The 25,248-nt window shown below is 59.6% G+C and carries 24 protein-coding genes and 1 pseudogene; 15 read left to right on the forward strand and 10 right to left on the reverse strand.

Annotated elements, in window-relative coordinates; translation table 11 throughout:
• From OIN59_RS17065 to OIN59_RS17075, 3 genes are all read left to right on the forward strand, one after another.
• On the forward strand, window positions 1-440 hold a 440-nt coding region (locus tag OIN59_RS17065), incomplete at its 5' end, for a M10 family metallopeptidase C-terminal domain-containing protein (RefSeq protein WP_274112266.1).
• A 219-nt stretch (window positions 441-659) separates the two neighbouring features.
• Window positions 660-1,550, forward strand: coding sequence for an SDR family NAD(P)-dependent oxidoreductase (locus OIN59_RS17070; protein WP_274112267.1), 891 nt, complete (start codon window positions 660-662; stop codon window positions 1,548-1,550).
• Window positions 1,463-4,417 carry a Tn3 family transposase gene (locus OIN59_RS17075; RefSeq protein ID WP_274112268.1) on the forward strand — a complete coding sequence of 985 codons (2,955 nt, stop codon included), beginning with the start codon at window positions 1,463-1,465 and terminating at the stop codon, window positions 4,415-4,417. Before OIN59_RS17070 ends, OIN59_RS17075 begins: the two co-directional genes overlap by 88 nt.
• A 364-nt stretch (window positions 4,418-4,781) precedes the next feature.
• Here the strand turns inward: OIN59_RS17075 and OIN59_RS17080 are convergent, their stop codons facing one another.
• The 3 genes from OIN59_RS17080 to OIN59_RS17090 form a co-directional block, all read right to left on the reverse strand.
• Window positions 4,782-5,678 (reverse strand): hypothetical protein, encoded by an 897-nt coding sequence (locus OIN59_RS17080; RefSeq protein ID WP_274112269.1) that lies wholly within the window; start codon window positions 5,676-5,678, stop codon window positions 4,782-4,784.
• An 82-nt stretch (window positions 5,679-5,760) separates the two neighbouring features.
• Window positions 5,761-7,311 (reverse strand): hypothetical protein, encoded by a 1,551-nt coding sequence (locus tag OIN59_RS17085; RefSeq protein ID WP_274112270.1) that lies wholly within the window; start codon window positions 7,309-7,311, stop codon window positions 5,761-5,763.
• Between the two features lie 72 nt (window positions 7,312-7,383).
• Window positions 7,384-8,382 (reverse strand): DNA-binding protein, encoded by a 999-nt coding sequence (locus OIN59_RS17090; RefSeq protein ID WP_274112271.1) that lies wholly within the window; start codon window positions 8,380-8,382, stop codon window positions 7,384-7,386.
• Window positions 8,383-8,472: 90 nt separating this feature from the next.
• Between OIN59_RS17090 and OIN59_RS17095 the strand changes: the two genes are divergently transcribed.
• A complete protein-coding gene (locus tag OIN59_RS17095; RefSeq protein ID WP_274112272.1) occupies window positions 8,473-9,669 on the forward strand; it encodes a tyrosine-type recombinase/integrase in 1,197 nt (398 codons plus the stop codon).
• A gap of 161 nt (window positions 9,670-9,830) precedes the next feature.
• Here OIN59_RS17095 and OIN59_RS17105 read toward each other — a convergent pair whose 3' ends face one another.
• The 6 genes and pseudogenes from OIN59_RS17105 to OIN59_RS17130 form a co-directional block, all read right to left on the reverse strand.
• Window positions 9,831-11,975: a methyl-accepting chemotaxis protein gene (locus OIN59_RS17105; RefSeq protein ID WP_328517984.1), complete on the reverse strand. Its 2,145-nt coding sequence runs from the start codon at window positions 11,973-11,975 to the stop codon at window positions 9,831-9,833.
• A gap of 70 nt (window positions 11,976-12,045) precedes the next feature.
• Window positions 12,046-13,785: a SulP family inorganic anion transporter gene (locus tag OIN59_RS17110; protein WP_274112273.1), complete on the reverse strand. Its 1,740-nt coding sequence runs from the start codon at window positions 13,783-13,785 to the stop codon at window positions 12,046-12,048.
• 28 nt (window positions 13,786-13,813) lie between these two features.
• Window positions 13,814-14,245 carry a TIGR01244 family sulfur transferase gene (locus tag OIN59_RS17115; protein ID WP_274112274.1) on the reverse strand — a complete coding sequence of 144 codons (432 nt, stop codon included), beginning with the start codon at window positions 14,243-14,245 and terminating at the stop codon, window positions 13,814-13,816.
• 1 nt (window position 14,246) lies between these two features.
• Window positions 14,247-14,687 carry a DUF6691 family protein gene (locus OIN59_RS17120; RefSeq protein ID WP_274112275.1) on the reverse strand — a complete coding sequence of 147 codons (441 nt, stop codon included), beginning with the start codon at window positions 14,685-14,687 and terminating at the stop codon, window positions 14,247-14,249.
• Between the two features lie 11 nt (window positions 14,688-14,698).
• A pseudogene (locus OIN59_RS17125) lies at window positions 14,699-15,135 on the reverse strand (YeeE/YedE family protein).
• Between the two features lie 3 nt (window positions 15,136-15,138).
• On the reverse strand, window positions 15,139-15,459 hold the full coding sequence (locus tag OIN59_RS17130; RefSeq protein WP_274112276.1) for an ArsR/SmtB family transcription factor: 321 nt from the start codon (window positions 15,457-15,459) through the stop codon (window positions 15,139-15,141).
• Between the two features lie 117 nt (window positions 15,460-15,576).
• Between OIN59_RS17130 and OIN59_RS17135 the strand changes: the two genes are divergently transcribed.
• The 10 genes from OIN59_RS17135 to OIN59_RS17180 all read left to right on the forward strand — a co-directional run bounded on the left by OIN59_RS17135 (window position 15,577) and on the right by OIN59_RS17180 (window position 22,207).
• The gene (locus tag OIN59_RS17135; protein ID WP_274112277.1) at window positions 15,577-16,461 is read left to right on the forward strand and encodes an MBL fold metallo-hydrolase; all 885 of its coding nucleotides are present in this window, start codon (window positions 15,577-15,579) and stop codon (window positions 16,459-16,461) included.
• Window positions 16,462-16,514: 53 nt separating this feature from the next.
• Window positions 16,515-16,706 (forward strand): YgaP family membrane protein, encoded by a 192-nt coding sequence (locus tag OIN59_RS17140; protein WP_028600946.1) that lies wholly within the window; start codon window positions 16,515-16,517, stop codon window positions 16,704-16,706.
• An 84-nt stretch (window positions 16,707-16,790) separates the two neighbouring features.
• Window positions 16,791-17,240: an OsmC family protein gene (locus OIN59_RS17145; protein ID WP_274112278.1), complete on the forward strand. Its 450-nt coding sequence runs from the start codon at window positions 16,791-16,793 to the stop codon at window positions 17,238-17,240.
• Window positions 17,241-17,249: 9 nt separating this feature from the next.
• Window positions 17,250-17,708, forward strand: coding sequence for a hypothetical protein (locus OIN59_RS17150; protein WP_274112279.1), 459 nt, complete (start codon window positions 17,250-17,252; stop codon window positions 17,706-17,708).
• Window positions 17,709-17,733: 25 nt separating this feature from the next.
• Entirely contained in the window at window positions 17,734-18,648 is a 915-nt protein-coding gene (locus tag OIN59_RS17155) for an alpha/beta hydrolase (protein ID WP_274112280.1), read from the forward strand.
• A 4-nt stretch (window positions 18,649-18,652) separates the two neighbouring features.
• Window positions 18,653-19,483, forward strand: a complete 831-nt coding sequence (locus OIN59_RS17160; protein WP_274112281.1) for a TlpA family protein disulfide reductase — start codon at window positions 18,653-18,655, stop codon at window positions 19,481-19,483.
• A complete protein-coding gene (locus OIN59_RS17165) occupies window positions 19,480-20,136 on the forward strand; it encodes a class I SAM-dependent methyltransferase (RefSeq protein ID WP_274112282.1) in 657 nt (218 codons plus the stop codon). The genes OIN59_RS17160 and OIN59_RS17165 overlap by 4 nt, the downstream gene beginning before the upstream one ends.
• Window positions 20,137-20,151: 15 nt before the next feature.
• On the forward strand, window positions 20,152-20,616 hold the full coding sequence (locus OIN59_RS17170; RefSeq protein ID WP_274112283.1) for a methyltransferase family protein: 465 nt from the start codon (window positions 20,152-20,154) through the stop codon (window positions 20,614-20,616).
• A gap of 79 nt (window positions 20,617-20,695) precedes the next feature.
• The gene (locus OIN59_RS17175; RefSeq protein WP_274112284.1) at window positions 20,696-21,409 is read left to right on the forward strand and encodes a Crp/Fnr family transcriptional regulator; all 714 of its coding nucleotides are present in this window, start codon (window positions 20,696-20,698) and stop codon (window positions 21,407-21,409) included.
• Between the two features lie 153 nt (window positions 21,410-21,562).
• Window positions 21,563-22,207: a peroxiredoxin gene (locus OIN59_RS17180; protein WP_274112285.1), complete on the forward strand. Its 645-nt coding sequence runs from the start codon at window positions 21,563-21,565 to the stop codon at window positions 22,205-22,207.
• Between the two features lie 26 nt (window positions 22,208-22,233).
• Here OIN59_RS17180 and OIN59_RS17185 read toward each other — a convergent pair whose 3' ends face one another.
• Window positions 22,234-23,580 carry a sigma-54 interaction domain-containing protein gene (locus OIN59_RS17185; RefSeq protein ID WP_274112286.1) on the reverse strand — a complete coding sequence of 449 codons (1,347 nt, stop codon included), beginning with the start codon at window positions 23,578-23,580 and terminating at the stop codon, window positions 22,234-22,236.
• A gap of 248 nt (window positions 23,581-23,828) precedes the next feature.
• Between OIN59_RS17185 and OIN59_RS17190 the strand changes: the two genes are divergently transcribed.
• On the forward strand, window positions 23,829-25,241 hold the full coding sequence (locus OIN59_RS17190) for a cytochrome ubiquinol oxidase subunit I (RefSeq protein WP_274112287.1): 1,413 nt from the start codon (window positions 23,829-23,831) through the stop codon (window positions 25,239-25,241).
• Window positions 25,242-25,248: the final 7 nt, after the last annotated feature.

The raw sequence follows: 25,248 nt of genomic DNA on the forward strand, positions 1-25,248 counted from the left end.
CCACGGTCGTCAATGCGCTGAACGTGAACCTGACGGGCAATGCCGAGAGCAACCTGCTCACCGGTGGTGACGGCGTCAACCTGCTCAGTGGTCTGGCGGGCAACGACACCCTCGTGGGCGGGCTGGGACGGGACACGCTGACCGGAGGTGCTGGTGCTGATCGTTTTGTCTTCTCTACAGCCCCCAGCGTTGGCAACGTGGACACGATCACAGACTTTCAGTCGGGCGTGGATGTCATTGCCTTGTCTGCAAGCCTCTACGCGGGGCTGGGAATGGCTGGAGACACTGTAGGCCTGAGCGCCAATCTTATCTACAGCGGCACTACAGGTATTCTGACCTACGACGCTGACGGCGCAGGTGCTGGGGCTGCAGTTCAGATTGCGCTGCTGGGCATGTCAACGCACCCTGCAGTTCTGGTCAATGATTTCCTGCTGATCTAACCGAATGCATTCCTTGGCCGCACTCCTTGGCGTCGCGGAAGCCAAGGAGTGCACAAGCTGAGAGTTTTGGCATCCGCTGAAATGATCGTGGTCAGCGTGATTTTATATTTAACATAATATACATCGTATCTACTGTAATGGGTCTGCACTCCCGCCGCAATGACACTACCTAGGCGCTTTCAACCCTGCCCATTGTCCAAGCCGCTACCATCAACGCCCATGAGCATTTCTTCCCAACCTTCCTCCACATCCTCCGTCCACTTCGGCCACACGGGTCGCGTCTGCATCGTCACCGGCGGTGCACAAGGCATTGGCGAAGCCTGTGTCCGTCGTTTTGCCGCTGAAGGTGCCAAACCGGTGATCGTTGATGTGGACGACGTTCGCGGCCAAGCGCTGGCGCGGGAACTGGGCGCGCTGTATGTGCGTTGCGATGTGGGCGATAAATCGCAGGTGGATGCGCTGGTCGCGCAGACTCTGGCGGCCTACGGGCGTATTGATGTGTTGGTGAACAATGCGGGCATCTTCCGTGCCGCTGACTTTCTGGACGTGACCGAGGCCGACTTTGACGCTGTGTTGCGGGTCAACCTCAAGGGCTCGTTCCTCGTCGGCCAGGCTGTGGCCCGGGCTATGGTTGCTTCGGGCGGCGGCGCCATCGTCAACATGAGTTCGGTCAACGGTGTGCTGACCATCCCCAACATCTCCAGCTACAACGTCAGCAAAGGCGGCGTGAACCAACTGACGCGGGTGATGGCCCTGGCGTTGGCCGACAAGAACATCCGCGTAAACGCTGTGGCGCCCGGCACTATTGCCACCGAGCTGGCTGCCAAGGCCGTGCTGACCAGCGATGAGGCCAAGAACAAGATCATGAGCCGCACCCCCATGAGGGGTGATCTCACTTTCCGTGCAGAAAACCCGGTTAAGAGCTACGGGTTAACCCGCACTTTTTTATTGTCTGGAATTATCAGTAGCGAATACGTAGACTGCAGCAGGCTTGCGACCACGCCAGCCACGGGAGGACCAGCTTGTCTAGCTACTACCTACGTTTCGTTGGCGCCGATACTCTGCCCAAATCGCTATCTAAGCGGGAAGTCGAAGAGTGCTTTGGGCTGAGCATTGAAGACATCCAGGAGCTGCGCCCGCCCCGGTTCAGAGGGACTGCACGCCTTGGCGCTGCAGTCCAACTGGTCATGCTGCGCGCCACCGGGCGGCACCCCGATGCCTTTTCAGGCCTCCCCTCCGTTTTGCTGCGGTACCTGACCTCAGCGCTTGGGATGAATGCGACGGATATCGCTTCGGTGACCTCGCTGTACAAGGACAAGGACACGCGATACGAACACCAGCTCTGGGCTCGGGAACGTGTCGGCTTCGCGGTAGTAGACGACACCACCAAACCGCTCCTGGCAGATGCTTTGGGCGAGCTTTCCGCCTCAGCGGTATCAGTCGATGACCTGATCCAACAGTCTGAACACTGGCTTTTTGATCGACGGATCGTCCTGCCTGGTGACCGGACATTGCGCGACATGGCGCGCATGGCATTTGCTGAACAGGAGAATGCAGCAATCGCAGCGGTCCGCACCTGCGCGCCACCCAAACAGGTTCAGGCGGCGCTCTCGCTCGCATTCTCAAAGCGATCAGGGCCTGGCGGTCACACAGTGCTGGAGTGGCTGCGCACACCCCCAGGGAAGCACGGGCAGATCACGCTGAGCGAGGTCACCAAGAAAATCGAGTGCCTCAAGTCACTGCAAGTTCACAAGTGGAAGCTGTCGGCGATTCCATTGAATCGTCTCAGGGCGTACAGCCAAGAGGTGATCAATCGTCCACCCTCCGCGACGAAGTTTCTCTCTGAGGATCAGCGCGATCTGCGCATCGTCTCTTTCCTGCATGTCACCCTCTTGGATCAGACCGATCTCGCCGCAGACATCGGTGCGCGATGTCTCACAGATCTTTATCACAAGGCCTCTGGCAAGGTCCTAAAGAAGCAGGCCGAAAGTGCTGTGGATCTGCGTGCTGAGCGCGTCAAGCTGAAGGACATTCTCTATGACACGCAGTTGACCGATGCTCAGATCGTCGCGGCGATGCGCGACCTGGTGCCCAAGAATGGAGAAAACTTTGCCGGTACGCGGGCTCAATTCGTCCGGGAAACACTGGTGAAAGAACAAGCGCCGCGTATGTCGGCCCTGCTCAATGCCCTCGGAGTCCTTGAGATCAAAGGCGAGGAAACGGACAAGGCGCTCAAGCAGCTCAAGACGCTGCGCGATTTGTCCAAACGCGGCATCAGCAGCCTTCCCGAGGGGTTTGATGTGTCGGTTGCGGACCCAAGCTGGCACTCGCTGCTTGAAGGCCCTGATCGCAAGGTTGCTCTTGCAGCTCTCAAAGCAAGCGCCGCGACTTCTTTGAAGAAAGCGATCAAAGGCGGAAAGCTGTGGCTGGAACACAGCAGCCGCCATCGCAACCGTGCCGATCAGCTGATACCCGAAACGCAGTGGGCCGAGAAGCACAAGTCGCTGATCCGAGCTTTGAGCTTGACGGACAATCCAGATAAGTTCCTGGAGCGCGTGCTGGGACGGGTCAAAGCGGGCATCGGCCAACTGGTGCAGGCCGTGGAGGACGGGGCCTTGACCATAGACAGCCAGGGGCATATTCACATTGCACCGATTCAGGCGCTTGAAGTCGAACCCCAGGTCACCAAGACACGCGAGAGCATGTTCAACATGATCGGCGATGCCCAGTTTGGCAACATGCTGGTCGAGATCGACGCAAAAAGCGGCTTTAGCCAGGCTCTGCTAGGCCGCAGAGCCAAAGACATGGCTGAACTGAAGGCCGTCTACGGCGCCCTATACACACACGGAACAGAGAACACTGCCAAAGGTGTATGCGCGATGATCCCAGGCCTGCAGGTGTCTCAGGTCTCTATGGCCATGCGTGCAACGGAGGCCAGTGGCCGTTTGCGGGAGGCCAACTCACGGGTCATCGAGTTCCAGCAAAGCATGCCTATTGCCAAACTCTGGGGCCAGGGCGACAAAGCATCCTCTGATTCGATGACGCTCGATACGTCACGGTACCTGCACTCGGCGCGTATGGAATACCGCCGCAAGCAGCATGGTGTTGGCATCTATGTGCACATGCTTGATACCTGGGCACTGTTTCATGACCAGCCTATCGTGATCAATGACCGGCAAGCAGCGCCAGCGGTGGACGGTGTCGAAGCGCACAACTGTTCCCGCCGCGAGGACCAGATCCGACTATCCCTGCTTGCTGTGGACACCCATGGCTACACCAACGCAGCGATGGCCATCGCCAAGTTGCTGGGCTTCGATCTGTGCGTCCGTTTGCGCCAATTGTCGGAACGTAAGATGTTCTTGGCCAGGGGGGACACTGTGCCGGAAGCTTTGGAGCGCCTAACCGTTGGGAAGGTCTCGCTTGGGAAGATTCGAGCCGGATGGATGGACCTACTGCACCTGGTTGCCTCTATCCGGCAAGGGCGCTTGACAGCTGGAGAAGCTATCGCCCGCCTTGGCAGCGCGGCGCGGGGCGATCCCGTGCACGCTGCCGCAGACGAATTGGGCAAGTTGCTGCGTACGATCTTTTTGTGTGACTACTTCACCATTCCCGAGTTTCGCCGCGAGATGCATGCCTTGCTCAACAGGGGCGAATCTGTACACCAGCTGCAGCGCGCTGTGTACCACGGACGTGTAGGAGTCTCACGCGGGCGCAGGGCTGATGAGCTGCGGGCTATCTCAACAGCGCACACCCTGCTGACCAACGTCGTGATCAGCTGGAACACCATGAAGATGCAAGATGTCGTGGATCGCTGGAAGGTGGCCAAACACCCCATAGATGAAAGCTGGCTGCGCCGCATCGGACCCGTGCACTTCGAGCACGTGAATTTTCGGGGGACGATTGCGTTCGACATGGATCCTTACATCGATGCGCTCATTGAGCGCCCAGCCAAGCAGCGTGTGGCACGTTTGCAGTGAATCGGTAATTTGAGCCACCACCGAGCGAACCAGCCGGAGTCAAGACCAGTGTCGAAGTCCTTGCGCCCCCCACCGTGAGCCCTCGCCCGTGCTCCAAGACGCACTCCTGGACGCGCGCAAGTTTTCAAATGTCAGCTCTTTTTGCGTGCGATTTACCGGGTTAGCAGCTTGCAAAAATCAATAAAATCAACAACTTAGAGTTTTGCTTAAAAAATAGTCACCTCTTTTTGCGTGCGATTTACCGGGTTAGCAGATCCGGGAAAAACCAGCTGCCCCAACCCCATCCTTCGGATTGCTGCCGCTCCATATGTGGCCGCACAGAACCTCCTGAGCACGACGGGCTCACCAGCGAGCACAACATCTTTCAGAGATCTTGTGACAAGGCTTCCACCAGTCGTTTTTGAATCTGTACATCTGCTGTTGTTGCGTCTGCTCTCGGGCTTACCGCCCATTGAGAGCACTGAACGGCCATTTTCCTCGCTTCAGATGTTGCCAAGCATGAAAGTCGGAAGACTGTCCCAATGATTTTTCTGCTCTTCTCGGCGTAAACACGTTGCCAGAGGCCTGAATGCTTGTTGGCGAAATCTTGCAGCAAACGCGCCAGCGTCCTGGTTAACTCCGCATCATCTTTGGCAACCAAAAGGTCTCCTTTTGGATTGAGTATTTTTGACACATCCATCGCAACTATGCCCCGGTGGCCGGATCCAATCTCTGTCTTGAAAGTCTCCTGAAGTTGTGAACAGGCCTTGCGCAGATTGCCCTCCAGCGCCTGCTCACTGGTCACCCGTTTGCATTCAACCCAAATTTTCCGTCCCTCGATCTTGATTCCAGTGTCGCTGCGAGCATTCAAGATCGCCTCCACGCTCCGAGCTGGGCGATGAGCCATGGCGGCTACGCTTGCTTCGAAAAGGAAATTACGTGCGGCCGTGGATTTTTGGGTCTCGCTGACTATATTGACTGGGCCGTTGACGGCCTTCTTTAGCTTTTCGATTACTGAGGTCAGTTCGAGCGGAGAAACGTCTTGCAAGGCCTTGTGAATTCTTGTGAACTCTACGATTTCAAGCAATGAACTTACGAAATCCGGAAATGCTTGGTTCGCCTCCTCAATGGAGGCAGTGAGGTACGCATACTTCCAGTAGCCGATGACTTTTTCATAGTTGGAAGTGCGTCCACTCTGAAGACTAATCCCTAGATTGGCCATCCATTTCATAGCATCCAGGTATTCTTGATGAATGTTCGAGAAGGAGTTCGCGGGGATCATTTGTTAAGAAGGTATATTTAACGGTGAATGCCCACTTTATAATCCAAGCTCTTTCCTGCCCACATACCTATTGGGAAGTTGTTCATTGCTGAACATCGAAAAACGTTTGGCTTGTAAAATTATCCGCCATTTCGATGCGTAGTCGGAAGTCAACGATCTCCTTTTTCTTCTTCTTACTCAGGATATGCAGTCTCACTGGCGAGTAATAGCTGGTAGTCGGGGGTACTTCGTATTTTTTCCCATAGATGGTGACCAACGATGCGGGCTCTGTCTGCTTGAGGACGGAAAAGCTACCTCTGCGCACAATTTCCATCAGGTTTTTTTCCTCCTCACCAGTACAGCCGACAGTCATCTCCGGCGGTGCTGTGACTTGTGAGCGCTGGTAGGAAAGCTTGCCCTCAATGATATCGCTGACTCGCGCCAGCGCCCGATAATCACTCGCGGGAATAATCGCAAAAATATCAATCTGTGCACTCTGATGCAGGTATCTAAGCACGTTTCTCGCTCGCCTTACGTAGTGAGCGAATCCAAGCATTTCCTCCATCTCCTCTATATGCTTAGGTGTATGGAAATTCCCCGCTGAAACTTGGTTTCCATCGACTTCCATGGCGAAAGAAATAGGAGCACACGGGTCAAAAATTGTTTCGAACAAATTGATGAGTGTGTCCAAGTACGGAGGGTTTGCCGCGTCCTTTCCCTGCCACACTTTGAGATTGGTGGTCAGTGTCGAGACAGACTGAATACCATCCTCACCGATTGGCGTGAAATTTATTTCTACGTCGAGAAGTCCACCGCATCCAGCGCCTGAAAATCTGATTTGCTTACGCCCAGTAGTTATTTGGCCAGTGATAATCTCAAAAATCGGAGGGTTACTCTGGGGCGCCAGTATCTTTAACACTGCTGGACGCGCCGCAGGGATGATTGTTATCGATGCCAAGTTGGCATCCTTATGCAGCACGTCGAAGATTTTTGATCCTTCAAACACGACCCCATCGAGTGGCAGCGTCGCTTCACGGCCCTCGTCAATGGACGCCTGAAGGCCCTTGCGCCAGACATCAGCTGATTCCTGTCCAATCTTGATGGAGAAAGACACGGTCTCTTTCGCGCCCACGGTAATCGTTGTGTTGCCACCCGAGTACGCCGTTGAAACAGTGAACCTCGGATCCACCGCTTGCAATTGATCGACCAAGGCTTTGTGCACATTGCCTATGGCTTCTGGATAAAACCCAGGCGTTCGGGTGCCCATGGCCATGGCCGCCATGCGATAGATATCCTTTTCATCGGGAAGCCGTTTGCCTTGCTCCATCAGAGCCCTTGCCTCAGCCGATTTTTTCCATGCTTTGAGCGTTTCTGCAGGGTACGAGTCCGGATCCCGGTCGATGACCGTCGAGCAGGTCTGGCATAGCCAGATGATGTTGCCAAAGCCGCGCCGGTCCTCTGCAATCATTGCAGCGAGATAACGCGGCCCCCCAGGCGATGCCGCATGAATATGCGCGCCGACCCCCACATTGGAGAAGTCAACTTCGCCCACTGGCGCGGAGGTGGTGGCGCGGCAATCGGGATTGGAGCAACGACCTGCCGCCCGCTGGTAAGCCTGATTCTTGGTCGGTTTCGTGAAGTCGTCGCGTGCCATTGGATCGTCGCTAGTTTGTATGCAGATACTGTGTGGAGCTTTTTCGCCGACTGACGGCCGACGTGCAAGCAATCAATGGCCGTCCATCGGTTTTTTCTTGCGAGCGGGCCTGGGCGGTGGTTGAAACTGCGCCACCAATCCGCGCAGGGTGTCAGCCTCCGCTTTGTGCTGCGCCACTGCCTGCAGTGCCTGCTGCAGCTCAACGCCTTGCAGTTGGTTCACGCGGGCGCTCTCGGCCAGCGAAGCCCGTGCGCTCTCCAGGTCTGCGGCCAATCGTGTCTGGGCTGCGTTGGCCTCTAGGACCTTTGTATGGTGATCACGCTCCACTTCTGCGAGCTTGCCCCTCAGCTGCTCCAGTTGCTGGTCTACCTGTGTTCGAGCAGTGCGCTCCCGATCAATTTCACGAAGCGCGCGGCGCTCGGCCTCGGCCGCACGGGAGGCCGCCTCATCGATGGCCGCACGCCCCTTGTCAAGTTCAGCACTGAAATGCTGCCTGCTCTTCGATTGCTCCAGCTTCAGCTCATCCACCTGCCTGGACAGCGCCTCACCTCTCGCTGTACTCGCAGCATGCGCACGCCGTTCTTGCTCAAGCTCTGCAGCAAGGGCCTGAGCTCGGGTCTCCAGTTCGGTGACTTTGGTCTGTGCGGTCTGTATCTGGGTCTCCAGGACAGCGCTTCGCTGCAGAGCCTCCTGCAGGCCTGCCTGTGCACTCTGGGCCTCTGCGTGTGCCTCGACCCGCAGGACTGCTAGCTCCTCGCGCGCCAACTCCGTTGCCTGGGCCCACATCACGCTGACTGCCTGGCCTGCAGCTTGTTTCAACGCGTCCGGAAGGTCCGGGTGGTCAATTTCCACCCGAGCTTTGCCGCGTAGGTCCTCCCAAAATTTGGCCAATGCTTCGGCCGGCGCGCTCATGGAGCCTTTTCGCACGTGCTGATACAGCTTGCTCGCGGTGGGCGTGATGCCGTACCGGAAGAACAGCAACGCGCAAACCTCGCGGTACAACGCTTTCGTGTCGCTGAAACGCTCCCGCAGGGCCTCAACTTCGGCTTGGATTTCTGATTCTTCGCTCATTAGCAAATAATACAACGTATAACGTAAAAATCAATGAGATAATTTCCAATCTATGGACATAATTACTCTAATGTCCATAGAATTCAGCTCATGAGCAGTTTGATCGTCGCACCAGCCGTTTTGGCTCATCTTGAGCCTTTGGAGGGTTTGGTGCTACCCCTTCACCTGTCCGGAGAGCGTGGCCGAAATCGGGCCCCGAGCCTGCCCCAGGTAGCGGCCAATGACGACCGCTCTGCAGTTTTGGCCTGGCTGGCGCGCTACAGGGATTCACCAGCCACGTTGGCCAGCTATCGCAAGGAGGCGGAAAGGCTGTTGCTCTGGTGCGTGCACCAGCACGGCAAGGCCCTGTCCGATCTGACCCACGAGGACTTCCTGGCCTACGAGTCCTTTTTGGAAAATCCCCAACCGGTTGATCGATGGGTCATGCAGGTCGCACAGAAGGCACCGAGGTCCTCGCCCCACTGGCGTCCGTTCGCCAAGCCGCTGGACCGGCAGAGCCAGCGCCAGGCACTCTCGATCCTCAACAGCCTCTTCAACTGGCTGGTTCAAGCCGGGTATCTGGCGGGCAATCCCCTTGCTTTGCGGCGCCGCAAGTCCGTGGCCCGACCCGCCAAGACCAGCAGGTTTCTGCCTCACGAACACTGGGCGCAAGTGCGTGCGACGATTGAAGCCCTGCCCATCGGTACACCTCGGGCTGCTCTTCAAGCGGCCCGATACCGGTGGCTTTTCTCCCTTCTCTACATCGGTGGCCTGCGGATTTCAGAGGTCTGTAACAACTCCATGGGCGACTTTTACTGGCGACGGGGAACCGATGGACGCGAGCGCTGGTGGCTGGAGATTCGTGGCAAGGGAGAAAAAACCAGAGCGATCCCAGCGACAGACGAGTTGGTCTCGGAGCTGATGCGCTACCGAAAGTCGAATGACCTGGGACCTCTACCTCGCGAGGGAGATTCCGCACCACTGCTCCTGCCGTTGATTGGGGGGGCTAGACCTATGGGACGCAGTGCGGTGCACGAGTTGGTCAAGACAATTTTCCGTGAAACCGCAACCCGCCTGCGCGCGCTGGGGCCTGACCATGAGGCCGCTGCCGCTCATGTGGAGAAGGCCTCCGCCCACTGGATGAGGCATACAGCAGGCTCCCATCAGAGCGACAACATGGATCTCAAGGCTGTTCGCGACAACCTGGGGCACGCAAATATTTCCACCACCAGCATCTATTTGCATACGGAAGATGATGCGCGCCACGACCAAACCACGAAAGCTCACAAGCTCGGCTGGTCTGGTTGACGGCTACAAGTCGCCGCGGGTTGCCTATTGACCATGCTTACCCTAGTACGCCGAGGGGAAGAGAAGACTCGGCTAGGATCTAGAACTCCCTCCAGCGCAGCGCATGGGTCAAGGCGGCGATTCAGTCCACCTGTGTGCGTTCGAGCGGTCGGTGCAACGCATTAAAAAGATTCCCAGGCCCCATCTTCGCCTCCGGCCGCCTTGGGCTTGGCCGCACTGCTGAATGGCACTTGGCGCACGGGCCCAGCCGCCTTGGGAGCGGACGCAGCCGTCATCTTGACCTTCAGCTCCTTGGCCAACTGAATTACGGCCGTACCCACTTTTTGGGACGCTTTGGAGAAGCCCGTGTTGTTCTCCAACTGTTTTTCGGCCTCTTCGTAAGCCCTCTGGTTGATCAGGTGCGCCACCTTGCCGGCTTCCTGGTGAAATTGACGATGCGATTCCAGTAGATTCACAAAGGAAGGCTTGCCGCCGTACTTCGATCCACCGGCGCCATACAGCCACTCGCCCAGATCACAGCAATCGTCTCTAAAAAGAGCGTCAGCATCAAGAGTTTCTCTCTTTGCAACAGCGGTACGCAACCTGGCGCGCCAGTTGGCATGGGACTGAATGGCGTTGTCCAGATTCACGCCCAAAGAGGCGCCGCCATGCCCGCTACCACCTGCAATGCGATCCAAGGCCTTGGTTGCTGGTGCAGCCACGCCGGTCGGCGCAAAGTGCACACGTGGCGTCTCAGCCTGCGCACGGTTAGCCTGGGCGCTTTGCTCATCGGCGGGTGACAATTTGAAAAACGCCACGGCACTCACCAAGTCTTGCGCCTGATTATTCAGACTGCTGGCTGCAGCGGCCATTTCTTCCACCAGGGCGGCATTTTGCTGTGTGACCTGGTCCATCTGGGTCACCGCTTCGCCCACTTGGCTCACGCCCTGGCTTTGTTCGTTGCTGGCAGCACTGATCTCGCCCATGATATCGGTCACGCTACGGATGGCGGTGACGACTTCTGTCATGGTTGCCCCCGCCTGATCAACGAGTACGGTGCCTTGTTCGACCCGGTCTACGCTGGCGGTGATGAGACTCTTGATTTCCTTGGCCGCGTCGGCTGATCGGCCTGCCAGATTGCGCACCTCGCTGGCCACCACGGCAAAGCCACGGCCTTGCTCACCCGCACGGGCGGCTTCCACCGCAGCGTTCAGCGCCAGGATGTTGGTCTGGAAGGCAATCCCATCGATGACGCTGATGATGTCGGAGATCTTGCGTGAGCTCTCATGGATACCCTTCATGGTTTCAACCACCTGGCCCACCACCTCGCCGCCATGCACGGCCACCGTAGAGGCGCTCATGGCCAATTGGTTGGCTTGGCGGGCGTTGTCCGCGTTCTGGCGCACTGTGGAATTGAGTTGTTCCATGGATGCAGCGGTCTGCTGCAAGGCACTGGCTTGCTGCTCGGTGCGCGCACTCAGGTCGTTGTTGCCCTGGGCGATTTCGGACGAGGCCGTCGCCACGTTCTCAGACCCTTCACGCACATGGCCCACGATGCGCGACAGGCTTTGCTGCATCTCCGCCAGGGCATGCAGCAGGCGGGCAGGCTCGTCCTTGCCCTGGGCGTCGATGTCGATCGACAAATTGCCCCGGCTGATTTCTTCGGCCGCCTCTACCGCACGCTGCACTGGGGTGGTGATGGAACGCGTGGCCCACACGGCAAACAGCAGCCCCAGCATCAAGGACACTCCTGCACCGACGCCCAGCGTCCACTGGCTCGTGACGGCTGTTTTCAGAACAGACTCTTCAAAAGCAATCAATTCGTCATGGGTGTATTTGGTAACAGCTTCCAGGGCTTTGATGTAGTTCTGCGCCAGAGGGCGCAACTCGCTGTCAACCAGTGCAAAAACGTCCTCACCGGCCTTTTTGCGCTCCAGCAACTTCGCCCGTGCAGCGAGGTAGGTCTTGCGTGCCGACGCCACATTGGCCAACAGCTCCTTGCTCTTGGCGCCCTCCATCAGCCCTTCCAGCTTCTTTTGTCCTTCAGTCACCTCCTTGGTGGTGGCAGCCATCTCCGCGCCCAAGGATGAGATGTACGCAGCATCCGATGTTTTGAGCGCCGCTGAGGCTCGTGCCCAGTTCAAATCAATGGCGGCCTTCCAATTCATGGCTAACTCATTGCGCTCAATTTCTATGGATGAAATGCGCACGGTGGCTTCTTTGAGAGTCGATAGACGCCAAACACCAACAGTGGCAATCAGGGCAGTGATCAAGAGGATGAGGCCAAATGCCAATCCCAAGCGGGTACCGATTTTGAGGTGGTTCATAGTGTCTCTTTATAAAAGGCTTATTGATGCAGCTACGCGGCCTTGCCGGATGGATGCAGCATGGGTGCAATCAGGCGATCAATTCGGGCGCCAGTTCAACGATAGCTTGATAGTGGGAAAGGAACACCTGCCCGCTGAGGCCATTCAGAAACTCGGTTTTTCTCAAACGATCCATCACAGGGCCCTTGACTTCTGAGAGATGAAGCCGCACGCCAGCCCCGCGTAAGCGCAGATCGATAGCTTCCAAGCTTTCCAGTGCACTCGCATCAATATCGTTGATGGCTGAGCACAGCAATATCACGTGCACCAACCCGTGGCGGCTGGCAACGGCGCTATTGATGCGGTCTTCCAGCGCGCGTGAGTTGGCGAAGTACAGGCTTTCGTCCACCCGCAGGCTCAGCACCCGTGGGCTCACCGCCACTGCATGGCGCTGCACATTGCGAAAATGCTCGGTGCCGACGACAAGACCCACCTCGGCCATGTGCGGGCGACTGGTGCGGTAGAGGTAGAGCGCCAGGGACACTCCTACCCCCACAATCAGCCCGGTCTCAACGCCCACAGTGAGGGTGGCCACCAGCGTGGCCACAACTGCAGAAAAGTCGGACTTCGCGTAGTTCCAAGTCTTGCGCAGGATGCTGAAATCCACCAGTGAGAGTACCGCCACCACGATGGTGGCGGCCAACGTGGCCTGTGGCAGGTAGTACAGTGCGGGCGTAAGGAACAGCGAGGCCAGTGTGATACCGGCCGCGGTGAACACACCCGCGGCGGGTGTTTGCGCCCCGGCGTCAAAATTAACTACCGAGCGTGCAAAGCCACCCGTGACCGGAAAGCCTCCGGTTAACGCCGCCGAGAGGTTGCTCGACCCGAGCGCTACCAGTTCCTGGTCGGGCTCGATGCGCTGGCGCCGCTTGGCCGCCAGCGTCTGCCCGACCGATACCGACTCCACAAATCCAACCACGCTGATGAGCAGTGCCGGCACCAGCAGCGCCTGCCACAGACCCAGATCCCACAGAGGCAGCGTGAACGGCGGCAAACCCTGGGGCACGGCGCCCACGATCTTCACGCCTTGAAGTTGCCAGTCCAGCGCCCAGGTGAGCAGCGTTGTCACGGCGATGGCAGCCACCGGCCCAGTCTTGGCCACCACGTCGGCCGCGCGCGGCTTCATGCCCAGGCGCTGCAGCAAGGGTTTGAGACCGCTGCGCACCCAGAACAAAAACGCGACGGTTGCAGCTCCAATGGCCAGGGTCAGCACATGCACCTGGCCGAGCTGTGACATCAGGGACAGGCTCAGATCCAGGAAGTTGTGCCCTTCGGCGCTCACACCCATCAACGTCTTGAGCTGGCTGGCCGCGATCAGGATGCCCGATGCCGAAATGAAGCCTGAGATGACCGGGTGGCTGAGGAAGTTGGCAAGAAAGCCAAGACGTAGCAACCCCATGGACAGCAGCAGCAAGCCCGAAAGAAAAGCCAGCGTGATGGCTACTGCCCAGTATTCGGGTGTACCAGCCGGGGCGTGCTGTCCGATGGCAGCAGCTGTCATGAGCGAGACTACCGCCACCGGCCCCACCGCAAGCACGCGGCTGGTGCCGAACACCGCATATAGCAGTAGCGGCGCTACGCTGGCGTAGAGACCCACCTCGGGCGGCAAGCCCGCGAGCATGGCGTAGGCGAGACTCTGAGGTATCAACATGATGGTGACGATGAGTGCCGCCACGCCATCACTCACCAGAGCCTCTCGGTTGTACGCTCGACCCCATTGCAACACAGGCAGTGAAGGCAACATGCGGCGCCAGGATGGCATTGTGATCATGGAAAGATACCTGTGCAGGCGCTAAACATCACAACTTCGATGGCGGCACGGGTGGTGCCAAACTGGTCAGGTTGATTCCGGCCTGGGCGGCCCGCTGTACGAGATCTGGCCAGGGCGTTGAACCCACTTGCGAAAGCGCCCAAAGCAAGGCTGATCGCGTACCGCTGCGGCAGTAGGCCAGCACAGGGCTAGGTAACTGTGTCAGCAAGTCACCAAAATCGCGTCCGTCCTGCGCGCGAACGCTACCCGAGACGACGGGCAGATAGGCCAGCTTCAGTCCGGCTGCGTGTGCAGCCGTCGCAATATCCTGTGAGCTGAACTGCCCTGGGCTTTCACCATCTGGACGGTTGCAGACTAGAGATTTGAAGCCGGCGGCAGCAATCGCCTGAAGGTCGTCTGGAGAGATTTGCCCAGTGACCGACAAGGCTTCGGAGAGAGGTACGGCGTTGAAAGGGGTCACCTCACGCTCCCATACGTCGACGCGAGCCTGCGCGCTCGGCGATTTCGAAAATTGCCATGCCGAAGAGCATGGCCGCCATGAAAACCGCTGCCTTCAGTTCGCCCGCAGCCATGGACACAATACCCGGACCTGGGCAGAACCCTGACAAACCCCAGCCTATGCCAAAGGTCAGACCGCCAGTGAGCAAGCGTTTGTCGATCTGAGTGGCCTTGGGCAGGTTCAGAGCGCCGCCCAAAAAGTTGCTGTTGCTGTTGCGCTTGCGCGCAAGGGCAAAGGCGAAAAAGCCCACTGCGACTGCACCGCCCATGACAAAGGCAAGTGACGGAACCCAAGTGCCAGAAAGATCCAGGAAACCCAGCACTTTTGACGGGTCGGTCATACCTGAGAGCAACAGGTCCAGGCCGAAAAGAAGGCCCACAAAAAATTCGGTGATGCGGTGCATGTAGATGCTCCTTACAGAACGTGGCGAATCACGAAGACCATGGCGAAACCCGCACCCATGAACGCTAGCGTGGCCACCAGTGAGCGGGGCGACAGGCGCGAAAGACCGCAGACGCCATGTCTGCTGGTGCAGCCCGAGCCGTAGCGTGTGCCCAGACCTACCAGAAGCCCGGCTCCCACGATGGTGGCGAAACCGGCGTCGATGCGTGGCGCCTGCACAAAGTCGGCAGGCGCCAGCAAGCCGCACACGAGAGGTGCAGCCAGCATGCCCAGCAGGAAGGCGATTTGCCAGCCGGCGTCTCCCAGCTTAGTGGTAACAGGCCACCCAGGATGCCGCTGATGCCTAGCACCCGGCCATTGACCAGGATGTAGAAGGCCGACGCTACGCCCAGCAGGATGCCGCCGAACAACGAAGCCAAGGGCGTGAAATTGACCCAATCAATCGTCATGACTCACTTCGTTTCACAAACACAAAATTGTTCGTACAGCACCTGCATCACGGCTAGCGCTTTGGGGCTGGTCAATGCGTAGTGGATGTTTTTGCCTTCACGGCGGGTGCTCACCAGTTCCTCATCGCGCAACACGGTTAGTTGCTGCGACAAGGTGGGCTGCACGATGCCCAACAACTCTTCAAGCTCACCAACCCGGCGTTCGCCCTGCGAGAGTTGGCACAGGATGAGCAGCCGGTCTGGGTTGGCCAGCACCTTCATCACTCGGCAGGCCCTGTCCGCGGCCAACTGCATTTGTTCCAAGTCCATCACGGAGTTCTTCATCGGTGCTTCTTTCTGGGGTGTGGCGGCCTACGACTTTTTATACGATAGCAATAATATATTGACAAATAAACTATCTGTCAATATATTATCTTTAGCTTATTTAAAAAGGAGCTGCCCATGACAAACGCCCCAACATCAACTCCTCAGCCCCATGTGCATGGAATGTTCGACCCAGCCACTTGGACGGTGTCCTATGTTGTGCACAACGGCCCTGGCAGCGAAGCAGCGATCATCGACTCAGTGCTCGACTACGACCCAAAATCGGGCCGCACAACGCACACCTCTGCTGACAAGGTGATCGACTATGTGCGCACCCATCAACTCAAGGTGCGATGGATCCTAGAAACTCACGCACACGCTGATCACCTTTCGGCCGCGCCGTACTTGCAGGCGCATCTCGGCGGAAAGATCGGCATTGGCGGCAACATCACCGCAGTTCAAAAGGTGTTCAAGGGCGTTTTCAACCTGGAGCCGAGTTTCAAACAGGATGGCTCGCAGTTCGACCATCTTTTTCAGGAAGGAGAAAGCATCCCATTGGGCATGCTGTCTGGTGAAGTGATGTTCGTGCCCGGTCACACGCCAGCCTGTGCTGCCTATCGCTTTGGTGAAGCGGTGTTCGTGGGCGACACCCTTTTCATGCCGGATGTGGGCACTGCGCGCTGCGACTTCCCCGGCGGCGACGCCCGCGCGCTTTACGCCTCCACTCGCAAGCTGCTGAGCCTGCCACCCGAAACACGCCTCTTCATGTGTCACGACTACCCCCCTAACGACCGGCCGGTGGCTTTCGAGACGACGGTGGCCGAACAGCGAGCTAAAAACATCCACGTGCACGATGGTGTGAGCGCAGATGAATTCGTGACCATGCGCACGAAGCGCGATGCAACCCTGGAGATGCCCACCTTGATCCTTCCATCGGTTCAAGTGAACATCCGCGCTGGCGAGCTGCCGCCCAAAGAAGACAACGGCGTCGCGTACCTGAAGATCCCCTTGAACGCACTTTGATCAAGTGCGCACATGGCTATTTAGCCATCCATTTTTACTTTTGGAGAATTACCATGACCAAGAACGTCGGCGGCATTGACCGCACATTGCGCATCCTCATCGGGCTGGCCTTGATTGCGGGTGCGGCTACCAACACCATCGGCATGTGGGGCTACCTGGGTGTCGTGCCCTTACTCACTGGCCTGATCGGCTGGTGTCCACCCTATGCCATCTTCGGCTTTAACACCTGCTCACTGAAGAAGTGAGTTGTAAGGAGGGCTGAGTCCGATCTGCCCATCAGGGTGAATGCCCCTTGAGCACATTCGCCCAAACTTATCGAAATCACCCAAATGACCACAGTATCCGTTTCGCTCGAACAGCAGGCCGACTACCGTTTTGAGATCCGATTTGGTGAAGGCATTTCTAGCCTGATTGCCGACGAGCCCTCACCGCTAGGTAAGGGGGGCGGCCCGTCTCCTGCGCAGTTGCTGTGTGCCTCGGTGGGCAACTGTCTGAGCGACTCACTTCTTTTTGCGCTGCGCAAGTTCAAGCAGGCACCCGAACCGCTGCGCTGCGAGGTTACGGCCGAGGTGGGTCGCAATCCCGAAGGGAGGCTGCGTATTCTGAGTATCCACTCCACTATCACCCTCGGGGTAGTGGCGAATTCGCTGGAGCACTTGGAGCGGGCTTTGACGCAATTCGAGGAGTTTTGCACTGTTACCCAAAGCGTGCGCCAAGCTGTCCCGGTGCGGGTCACGGTGATCGATGCTGCCGGCCACACTCTGCGCGATCAATCCTGAGCTGGCCCCATGAAAATCAAGGCCCTCCTTGTCGAAAGCTTCCGCTCCGGGACTATCGCCTCCGTGGCCATCGTTCCGCTGAGTCCGATCTTCAAAGCGGCGGGCCTGCGCATTGGCCACTACGGCCCGAAATTCGCGGGGCTGTACATCAGTGACCCCCAGCCCTGGCTACTTTTTGTGCAACACCTTGTCATCGGCTGGGTTTCAGCGCTGCCCTTGCTCCTCGTCTTGCTGTTCACCCAAGCCGAACGATGGCCAGTAATGACCGGTGCAGCGTACGGGGCGGCTTACTATGTGGCGATCAACTCGCTGGCATTGCCGATCTATTTCAACGACCCGCTTCCCTGGCAACTCGGAGCCTCCACCGTGCTGCCCAGCCTGATCGGCCATGTGATCTTCGGCGCAGTGATCGGCTGGACATCCCGGCATTTTGTGACCCGCACCAACCCGCGAAGGGTTGTGACGTGAGGCAGGTCGATTTGACCGGGCGCCCATGACCGCGGTGCTTGGGGCAGCGGCCACGCTGGGCGGCGTCTGGGCGCTTCGCAAGTTGGCCCACAGAGGCATCGTGCGCGGGTTGCGCGCGCCGCGAGTGCCTCATGAGCCCTTGGACGATGCATTTGGCTTGACCTCGGATCGTGTTCGGCAAGTCCATGTCCCAACTGCGGGTGGCAAACACCTGGCCGCCTGGTTGGTGTCACCACCGCAAACCGTAGCGGCGCCAGCACCTGCAGTGCTGGTTATGCACGGCTGGGGCGCCAACGCCTCCATGATGGGATCCGTGGTGCCACCGCTGCACGCCGCCGGATTTGCTGTGTTGCTGCTGGACGCCAGGTGCCATGGGCACAGCGACGATGAAACGTTCACATCGATGCCGCGCTTCGCCGAAGACATTGCCGCTGGTCTCGCATGGCTCAAGCACCAACCCAACATCGCCGCTGACCGCGTAGCGCTGCTGGGCCACTCGGTTGGAGCGGCTGCAGCGTTGCTGCATGCCGCACGTCACCATGACGTCGGCGCTGTGGTCAGCCTGTCTGCGTTTGCCCATCCCGCCGAGGTGATGCGCCGCTTCATGGCAGATAAGCAGATCCCATATGGACTGCTGGGCTGGTATGTGATGCGGCATGTGCAGCGGGTCATCGGCGTCACTTTTGACGAGATTGCTCCATTGGGAACGTTGCCTGCCGTGCGCTGTCCAATCCTCTTGGTGCATGGTCTGCGGGACCGCACCGTTCCGGTGGATGATGCTTACCGTCTGCTGGCAACATCCAGCAATGCGCGTCTGCTGCTGGTGGAGGGAGACCACGACCTGCGCGAAGCCATGGCACCCCACGCGCACGCCCTGGTGAGCTTTCTGCATCGCGCAATTGAACCGGCCACCCCCGCTCCGAGAACCGGAGCCGACTGAATCCATGCTGTCTTTGTCCCTAGGCCCAATTGCCCTGCCACTGGCGCCCTTTCTTCTGTTGATCGCGATCTGGGGGAGTTCGTGGCTGGCCAGTCGCCTAGCTCGCCAGGGCGCGGACAAGGTACCGGGAGAACAGGCGGGACGCACGGTGACCCACGCGGCGCTGTTAGGTCTGGTGGCGGCGCGGCTGGCCTACCTCGTGTGGCACGCGGATGCATATCTTGCATCGCCGTGGGCGGCATTCGATCTGCGCGATGGTGGATGGAGTGCGCCGGCAGGGCTGGTGGCTGGCGTGGCGTGGCTGGCATGGCGCGGCTCGGTCACGCCTTGGCTGCGCAGGCCGCTGGCGGTGAGCGGCACAGCGGGTGTCGCTTTCTGGTGGCTGGCAACCCTGGCCAGCGGGCTGGCCGGTACCCACAGCCTGCCCCCCGTTCAACTGGTTCGGATTGAGGATGCACGGGTGCTCAGCCTCACCGAGGCTGCGCGCGGGCGTCCAGTGGTGGTCAACCTGTGGGCCAGCTGGTGCGGTCCTTGCCGGGTGGAAATGCCGATGCTGGCGGCCGCTCAGCAGCGAGAACCCACGGTGGCCTTTCTTTTCGTTAACCAGGGCGAATCGCCCGCCACGGTGCAAAGCTTCCTGCAACAACAAGGTTTCACCCTGCGCGAGGTGCTGCTGGACAGCGGGTCCTCGCTCGGACAAGCCATCGCATCACGCGGTCTGCCCATCACGCTCTTCTTTGATGCCAAGGGCAGACAAGTCGATGCACATTTCGGCATCCTCAACCCCGCCGCGCTGGAGAGTCGCCTGCGCCAACTACGAACCGCCCCGAGATGAGCACCCCCACCCAGAACATGACCTCGAAAAACACCCCAGCGTTCAGCGATCCAGCCAACACCTGGAATCAGCGTTTCGCCGCACCCGGCTTCCTGTTCGGCGCCGAGCCCAATGGATGGTTGCGCGAGCATGCCCACGTTTGGTCACCAGGCGAGCAGGTTCTGTGCGTGGCCGATGGCGAAGGTCGCAACAGTGTCTGGTTGGCGGAACAAGGGTTGAAGGTTGATGCATTCGACATCGCGGCAACCGGCGTGGCCAAAGCCCGGGAACTCGCGGCGCAGCGGGGCGTGACGGTCAACTTCGCAGTGGCCGACTGTGATGCCTACGCCTGGCCAGACGCTGCCCTCGACGGGGTTGCGGCCATCTTCGTGCAGTTTGCCGATCCGGACTTGCGCGCGCGCCTGTTTGCCAACATGGTGCGCTCCCTGAAACCCGGCGGATGGCTCGTGCTGCAGGGCTACACCCCCCGGCAGCTTGACTACCGCACAGGGGGGCCGCCCTTGGTGTCGCACCTCTACACAGAATCCTTGTTGCGGGAAGCCTTTAGCGAGCTCGGCATTGACACCTTGCGTGAATACGAAGCCGAGCTGGCCGAGGGCAGCGGTCACCATGGCCGCTCTGCGCTGATCGGCATGGTCGCGCGTCGCCTGTGAAAACGGGGGACCGACATGAGCGATAACGGTGAGCAACGCACGCTGGGCAGCGTCCTAGTGGCCTTGCAATTTGGGTTGATCGTGCTGCTGACGTGGCTGGGATTGCCTTCATTCCTGTCGGATCACGCGCCTGCCGGCGCCTGGGTTACTGCAGTCGCGGGCGCGTTTGTGGGGATCTGGGCAGTGTCAACCAACCGGCCGGGCAACTTCAACATCAGGCCTGTACCGCGCGCCGGAGCGCGACTGATCCAGCAGGGCCCCTACCGGTGGATCCGCCACCCGATGTACACCGCGGTGATGGCGTGTGGCATCGCAGCCGCATGGGCCAACACAACCTGGCTGGCCTGGCTGGCTCTCGGTGCGCTGGTTGCCGTGCTGGTCAGCAAGGCTGTGCTGGAGGAGCGCTGGATGCTTATGGCGCACCCGGGCTATGCGGCCTACCGACGGGACACGTGCTGGTTTCTGCCGTGGATCGCCTAGCCTCGCGGTAGGGCCTCCGGCCAACAGCGATACGTCTACACGCCGCGAACCTTGTCCAAGCCTCTGCTTCACATCCACCATGATCCCCATTCATACACACTCCGCCTGGCGCGGCACCTCTGACTGCAGGTCGTGCGCTGTGCGTGAGGTCGCCCTATTCTCCAACCTCAACGAGGAGGACTTTGCTCTCATCCACGCCCCGATTGATGACATGGCGTACCGGGCGCACCAGGTGCTGTTCAACGAGGGGGACGCAGCGGGTGGCATCTTCACATTGCGCTCTGGCATGCTCAAACTGTCTCGAATCACGGGTGACGGGCGCCGGCGCATCCTGCGCTTGCTGCGTCCGGGCGATGTGGTCGGCTTGGAGGCGCTGGCCACCGGCCGCTACGACAGCGAGGCGGCTGCGCTGACCGATGTGACGCTGTGCCGCATTCCCACCGAGGTGGTGCACAAGCTGAATCTGAACTCGCCGCGCATGCACGCAGGCCTGCTTGAGAAGTGGCAAAAGGCGCTGCGAGAAGCCGACGATTGGCTGGCCTCGATCAACTTCGGCACCGCGCAACAGCGGGTCTGCCAGTTCATCCTCAAGATGCGCCACACCACCGATCCGGCCTTCGTCACGCTGTTCTCGCGCGAGGACATGGGCGCCATGATGGACCTGAAACAGGAGACGGTGAGTCGCGAGATTTCGGCGTTGGTGAAAGCAGGTGCCCTGCAGCCAGTAGACAAGCTGGGCCGTCTGTACCGCATCACGGACGAATCGCTGCTACACCCCGGCTCCAACCTTTGAAGCGCTGCCGCCTGAGGCTATTGGCGCCATAGGATAAGACAAACGCCGCCATGATCCATGTCATGAGCGGTGTTCCGTGGTGGGTCGACACTGAACTCATCGAACAGCCAACCGCTGTTCGGTTAATTGTTCAACCTTCCAACGGAGTCCCTCATGGAAAACGCATCGAACTCAAGCTTCCCCCACCTTAACGAAGCCGCACCGGCGTTCAAGGCCAACACTACCCACGGCGAGCGAAGCCTGGACGACTACAAAGGCAAGTGGCTGATCCTGTTCTCGCACCCAGCCGACTTCACGCCCGTGTGCACCACCGAGTTCATCGCCTTCGCCAAGGCTTCAGACACCTTCAAGAGCATGAACTGCGAACTGCTGGGGCTGTCCATCGACAGCATCTACTCGCACTTGGCCTGGATGCAAAGCATCAAGACCAGCTTTGGCGTGGAGATTCCCTTCCCCATCATTGACGACATCAAGATGGATGTGGCACGTGCCTACGGGATGATCCACCCGGGTGCGGCGGACACCCAAGCTGTGCGTGCCACCTTCTTCATCGACCCCGAAGGCAAGCTGCGCGCCATGGTGTATTACCCCATGAGCAATGGCCGCTCGATCGACGAATTCGTGCGCCTGCTGACCGCTATGCAGACCAGCGACGCCAACAAGATCGCCACGCCTGAGGGCTGGACACCCGGCTGCGATGTGATAGTGCCGCCACCCAAGACACCTGCAGCTATCGAAGCGCGCAAGGGCGAGGGCTACGCCATGAAAGACTGGTACTTCTCGACTCGTAAGCTCTGACCCTCTGGCCGCCCGGGTTCCGTGCTTCAAGCCGCGTCAGGGGCTTCACCGATCTCACGAAGCTTGCGGTAGAGAGACCGCTCGCTAATCCCGAGTTTTTTCGCCAGTTCGGCGCGGCTGCCGCGGTGGGCCTTGAGTTGGGCCTGCAGGGCAGCACGCTCGACGCTTCGCAATGAAGACTCCGCGCCGGATGCTGTGGCTTCCGGCGCTTCTGCGCGTTGCAATGCCACCGGCGAAGGCCTCGCGTCGGTACCCAGTGCGCGCTCCACATGCACTGGCTCGATAGTGTGGCCGTCGGCCAGCAAGGCGGCACGCTCTAGAACATTGCGCAGCTCACGCACATTGCCCGGGAACGGGTAGCGCTGGAGCAAGGCCAGCGTACCTGCAGACAGGCTCAGACGCCGTTGCGGCGCCACCCGCTCCAGCAGCGCTGCCGCCAGCAGCGCAATGTCGTCTCCCCGTTCCCGCAGCGCTGGCAGGGCAATGGGGAATGTGCTGAGCCGGTAATACAGGTCTTCGCGGAAGCGCCCGTCGGTCACCATGGCCTTTAGGTCGCGGTGTGTGGCCGAGACCACGCGCACATCGGTGCGCCTCAGCTCGTTGCTGCCAACGCGGCGGTAGGTGCCGCTCTCCAGCAGGCGTAACAGCTTAACTTGCATGGCTAGCGGAATGTCGCCTACTTCATCCAGAAACAAAGTACCGCCGCTGGCGGCTTCCACCAACCCGGGCTTGCTGGTATTGGCACCAGTGAAGGCGCCTCGTTCGTGGCCGAACAGTTCACTCTCGAACAGGGTCTCGGGCAGGCTCGCGCAGTCCACCACCACCAGAGGGTGGGTTGCGCGCGGGCTGGCATCGTGCACAGCCTGGGCCACCAACTCCTTGCCGGTGCCCGACTCTCCGAGCAGCAACACGCTGGCATGCGACGGCCCAACCCGAGCCACCAACTCCAACATGCGCTGGAAGGCCAGCGAACGGCCCACCAGCCCCTGCCGCACGGGCTGACCCTGGGCCACGCGCAAGGGCTCCATCTTCTCCACGAAATACGCCTGTTCACCCATGGCATCCAGCAGTGGCACCAACTCAATGTTCACGTACGACTCGCCCTGGGGCGTGTGGTGCAGGTGCAGCACGCGTTCGCGCTGGCCCGACTCGCGCGCACGTGCCAGAGGGCAGCTTTCGCCTGCCTGATCACACGGCACGCTGAAGTGGTGGGATACCTCGTAGCAGGTGCGCCCGACCACCGAGGCGCGCGGGCTGAACTGGCTACGGTAGGCCGCATTCGCGGCCAGGATGCGGTACTGACGATCCAGCAGGATGTGAGGCTCGGCCAGGCTTTCCAGGTACGAGAGCAATTCGGGCAACATGTGGGCCATCGGGTGGGTCTTTCGGAATGTTTCAAAGGATTCCAGCGGGGACCTACGGTCAATCACTGTCAAGTCCGACTGCCATTTTGACAGTCAACTGACTGTTTTGGCAGAAAAAAACGGCTGTGCCGTGGCAGTCGGGCTGCCCATCGCGCCGGGAGCCTTGAATTCGTTAGGTTTTTTGTACCGGCGCCTGTTGGCACGGCTCTTGATAAGTGAAAGGCGTCTGCCACTTCACCGATTCAAGGAAACCCCCGATGTCTGACCTGCCCGACGCACTCCTGTTGGCGCGCATCCAGTTTGCGTTCACGGTGAGTTTCCACTTCCTGTTTCCCGCTATCACCATCGGCCTAGCGAGTTACCTCGCGGTGCTTGAAGGCTTGTGGCTTAAGACCGGTCGCGAAGACTACATGAACCTGTTCCGCTACTGGATCAAGATCTTCGCGCTGGTTTTTGCCATGGGCGTGGTCTCCGGCATCGTCATGTCCTACCAGTTCGGCACCAACTGGGCGGTGTTTTCTGACAAGGCTGGCCCGATCATCGGCCCGCTGATGGCCTACGAGGTGCTGACGGCTTTCTTCCTTGAAGCCGGATTCCTGGGCGTGATGCTGTTCGGCATGAACCGGGTGGGCAAAAGACTCCACTTCACCGCCACGCTGATGGTGGCCCTGGGCACCTTCGTCTCGGCGTTCTGGATCCTCTCGGTCAACAGCTGGATGCAGACCCCGGCGGGCTACGCGATCAACGCCAACGGGCAGTTCATCTCCGCCGGCAGCTGGCTGGCCATCATCTTCAACCCAAGCTTTCCCTACCGACTGGTCCACACCCTCTCCGCCGCCTATCTGACCACCGCCTTCCTGGTGGGCGCAGTCGGTGCCTGGCACCTGCTGAAAGACCGCGCCAATCCGCGCGCCCGCCTCATGTTCTCCATGGCTATGTGGATGGCAGCCATCGTGGCACCACTGCAGATCTTTCTGGGTGACTTGCACGGGCTCAATACGCTCGAACACCAGCCGGTCAAGGTAATGGCCATGGAAGGCCACTACCAGAGCCACCCGGAAGGTGCACCCCTGATCCTGTTCGGCATTCCCAACAGCGCCGAGGGCCGGGTCGACTACGCGGTGCAGATTCCCAAGCTGTCCTCGCTAATCCTCAAGCACGACCTCAACGCGCCCATGCAGGGTCTGGACACCGTGCCGGTGGCCGACCATCCGCCGGTGGGCATGGTGTTTTGGGCGTTTCGCATCATGGTCGGCCTGGGCTTCCTGATGGCCGGGCTCGGTATGCTCAGCCTGTGGGCCCGTGCCTGCGGCCGCCTGTACGAATGGAAGTGGCTGCACCGTTTTGCGCTGGCCATGGGCCCCTCGGGGTTGGTGGCGGTGCTCGCGGGCTGGATCACCACCGAGGTGGGCCGCCAGCCCTGGACCATCCAGGGTCTGATGCGCACGGCCGAGTCGGCTTCACCTCTGGCAGCACCGGCCGTGGCAGCTTCGCTGGTGGCCTTTGTGGTCGTGTACTTCGCGGTCTTCGGCGCCGGCGTCCTCTACATCCTGAAGCTGATGGCCAAACCGCCGGTGGTACACGAGTCGGCACCGCCCAATATCCCCGCGCGCGCCGCTGGCACCACTCCCGCCGTAGCGCTGCACCCCGATGCCCTGGCCAACGAATAAGGGGAAC

This window comes from Acidovorax benzenivorans, assembly GCF_028680575.1.
GTDB lineage: Bacteria > Pseudomonadota > Gammaproteobacteria > Burkholderiales > Burkholderiaceae_C > Acidovorax > Acidovorax benzenivorans.

Coding starts and splice junctions, on each gene's coding strand:
- OIN59_RS17185 (WP_274112286.1), bottom strand. CDS start 23,580: ATGGCCCACATGTTGCCCGAATTGCTCTCGTACCTGGAAAGCCTGGCC.
- OIN59_RS17135 (WP_274112277.1), top strand. CDS start 15,577: ATGACAAACGCCCCAACATCAACTCCTCAGCCCCATGTGCATGGAATG.
- OIN59_RS17070 (WP_274112267.1), top strand. CDS start 660: ATGAGCATTTCTTCCCAACCTTCCTCCACATCCTCCGTCCACTTCGGC.
- OIN59_RS17120 (WP_274112275.1), bottom strand. CDS start 14,687: ATGCACCGCATCACCGAATTTTTTGTGGGCCTTCTTTTCGGCCTGGAC.
- OIN59_RS17090 (WP_274112271.1), bottom strand. CDS start 8,382: ATGAGCGAAGAATCAGAAATCCAAGCCGAAGTTGAGGCCCTGCGGGAG.
- OIN59_RS17150 (WP_274112279.1), top strand. CDS start 17,250: ATGAAAATCAAGGCCCTCCTTGTCGAAAGCTTCCGCTCCGGGACTATC.
- OIN59_RS17130 (WP_274112276.1), bottom strand. CDS start 15,459: ATGAAGAACTCCGTGATGGACTTGGAACAAATGCAGTTGGCCGCGGAC.
- OIN59_RS17105 (WP_328517984.1), bottom strand. CDS start 11,975: ATGAACCACCTCAAAATCGGTACCCGCTTGGGATTGGCATTTGGCCTC.
- OIN59_RS17140 (WP_028600946.1), top strand. CDS start 16,515: ATGACCAAGAACGTCGGCGGCATTGACCGCACATTGCGCATCCTCATC.
- OIN59_RS17095 (WP_274112272.1), top strand. CDS start 8,473: ATGAGCAGTTTGATCGTCGCACCAGCCGTTTTGGCTCATCTTGAGCCT.
- OIN59_RS17145 (WP_274112278.1), top strand. CDS start 16,791: ATGACCACAGTATCCGTTTCGCTCGAACAGCAGGCCGACTACCGTTTT.
- OIN59_RS17085 (WP_274112270.1), bottom strand. CDS start 7,311: ATGGCACGCGACGACTTCACGAAACCGACCAAGAATCAGGCTTACCAG.
- OIN59_RS17160 (WP_274112281.1), top strand. CDS start 18,653: ATGCTGTCTTTGTCCCTAGGCCCAATTGCCCTGCCACTGGCGCCCTTT.
- OIN59_RS17080 (WP_274112269.1), bottom strand. CDS start 5,678: ATGATCCCCGCGAACTCCTTCTCGAACATTCATCAAGAATACCTGGAT.
- OIN59_RS17110 (WP_274112273.1), bottom strand. CDS start 13,785: ATGATCACAATGCCATCCTGGCGCCGCATGTTGCCTTCACTGCCTGTG.
- OIN59_RS17170 (WP_274112283.1), top strand. CDS start 20,152: ATGAGCGATAACGGTGAGCAACGCACGCTGGGCAGCGTCCTAGTGGCC.
- OIN59_RS17180 (WP_274112285.1), top strand. CDS start 21,563: ATGGAAAACGCATCGAACTCAAGCTTCCCCCACCTTAACGAAGCCGCA.
- OIN59_RS17175 (WP_274112284.1), top strand. CDS start 20,696: ATGATCCCCATTCATACACACTCCGCCTGGCGCGGCACCTCTGACTGC.
- OIN59_RS17155 (WP_274112280.1), top strand. CDS start 17,734: ATGACCGCGGTGCTTGGGGCAGCGGCCACGCTGGGCGGCGTCTGGGCG.
- OIN59_RS17165 (WP_274112282.1), top strand. CDS start 19,480: ATGAGCACCCCCACCCAGAACATGACCTCGAAAAACACCCCAGCGTTC.
- OIN59_RS17190 (WP_274112287.1), top strand. CDS start 23,829: ATGTCTGACCTGCCCGACGCACTCCTGTTGGCGCGCATCCAGTTTGCG.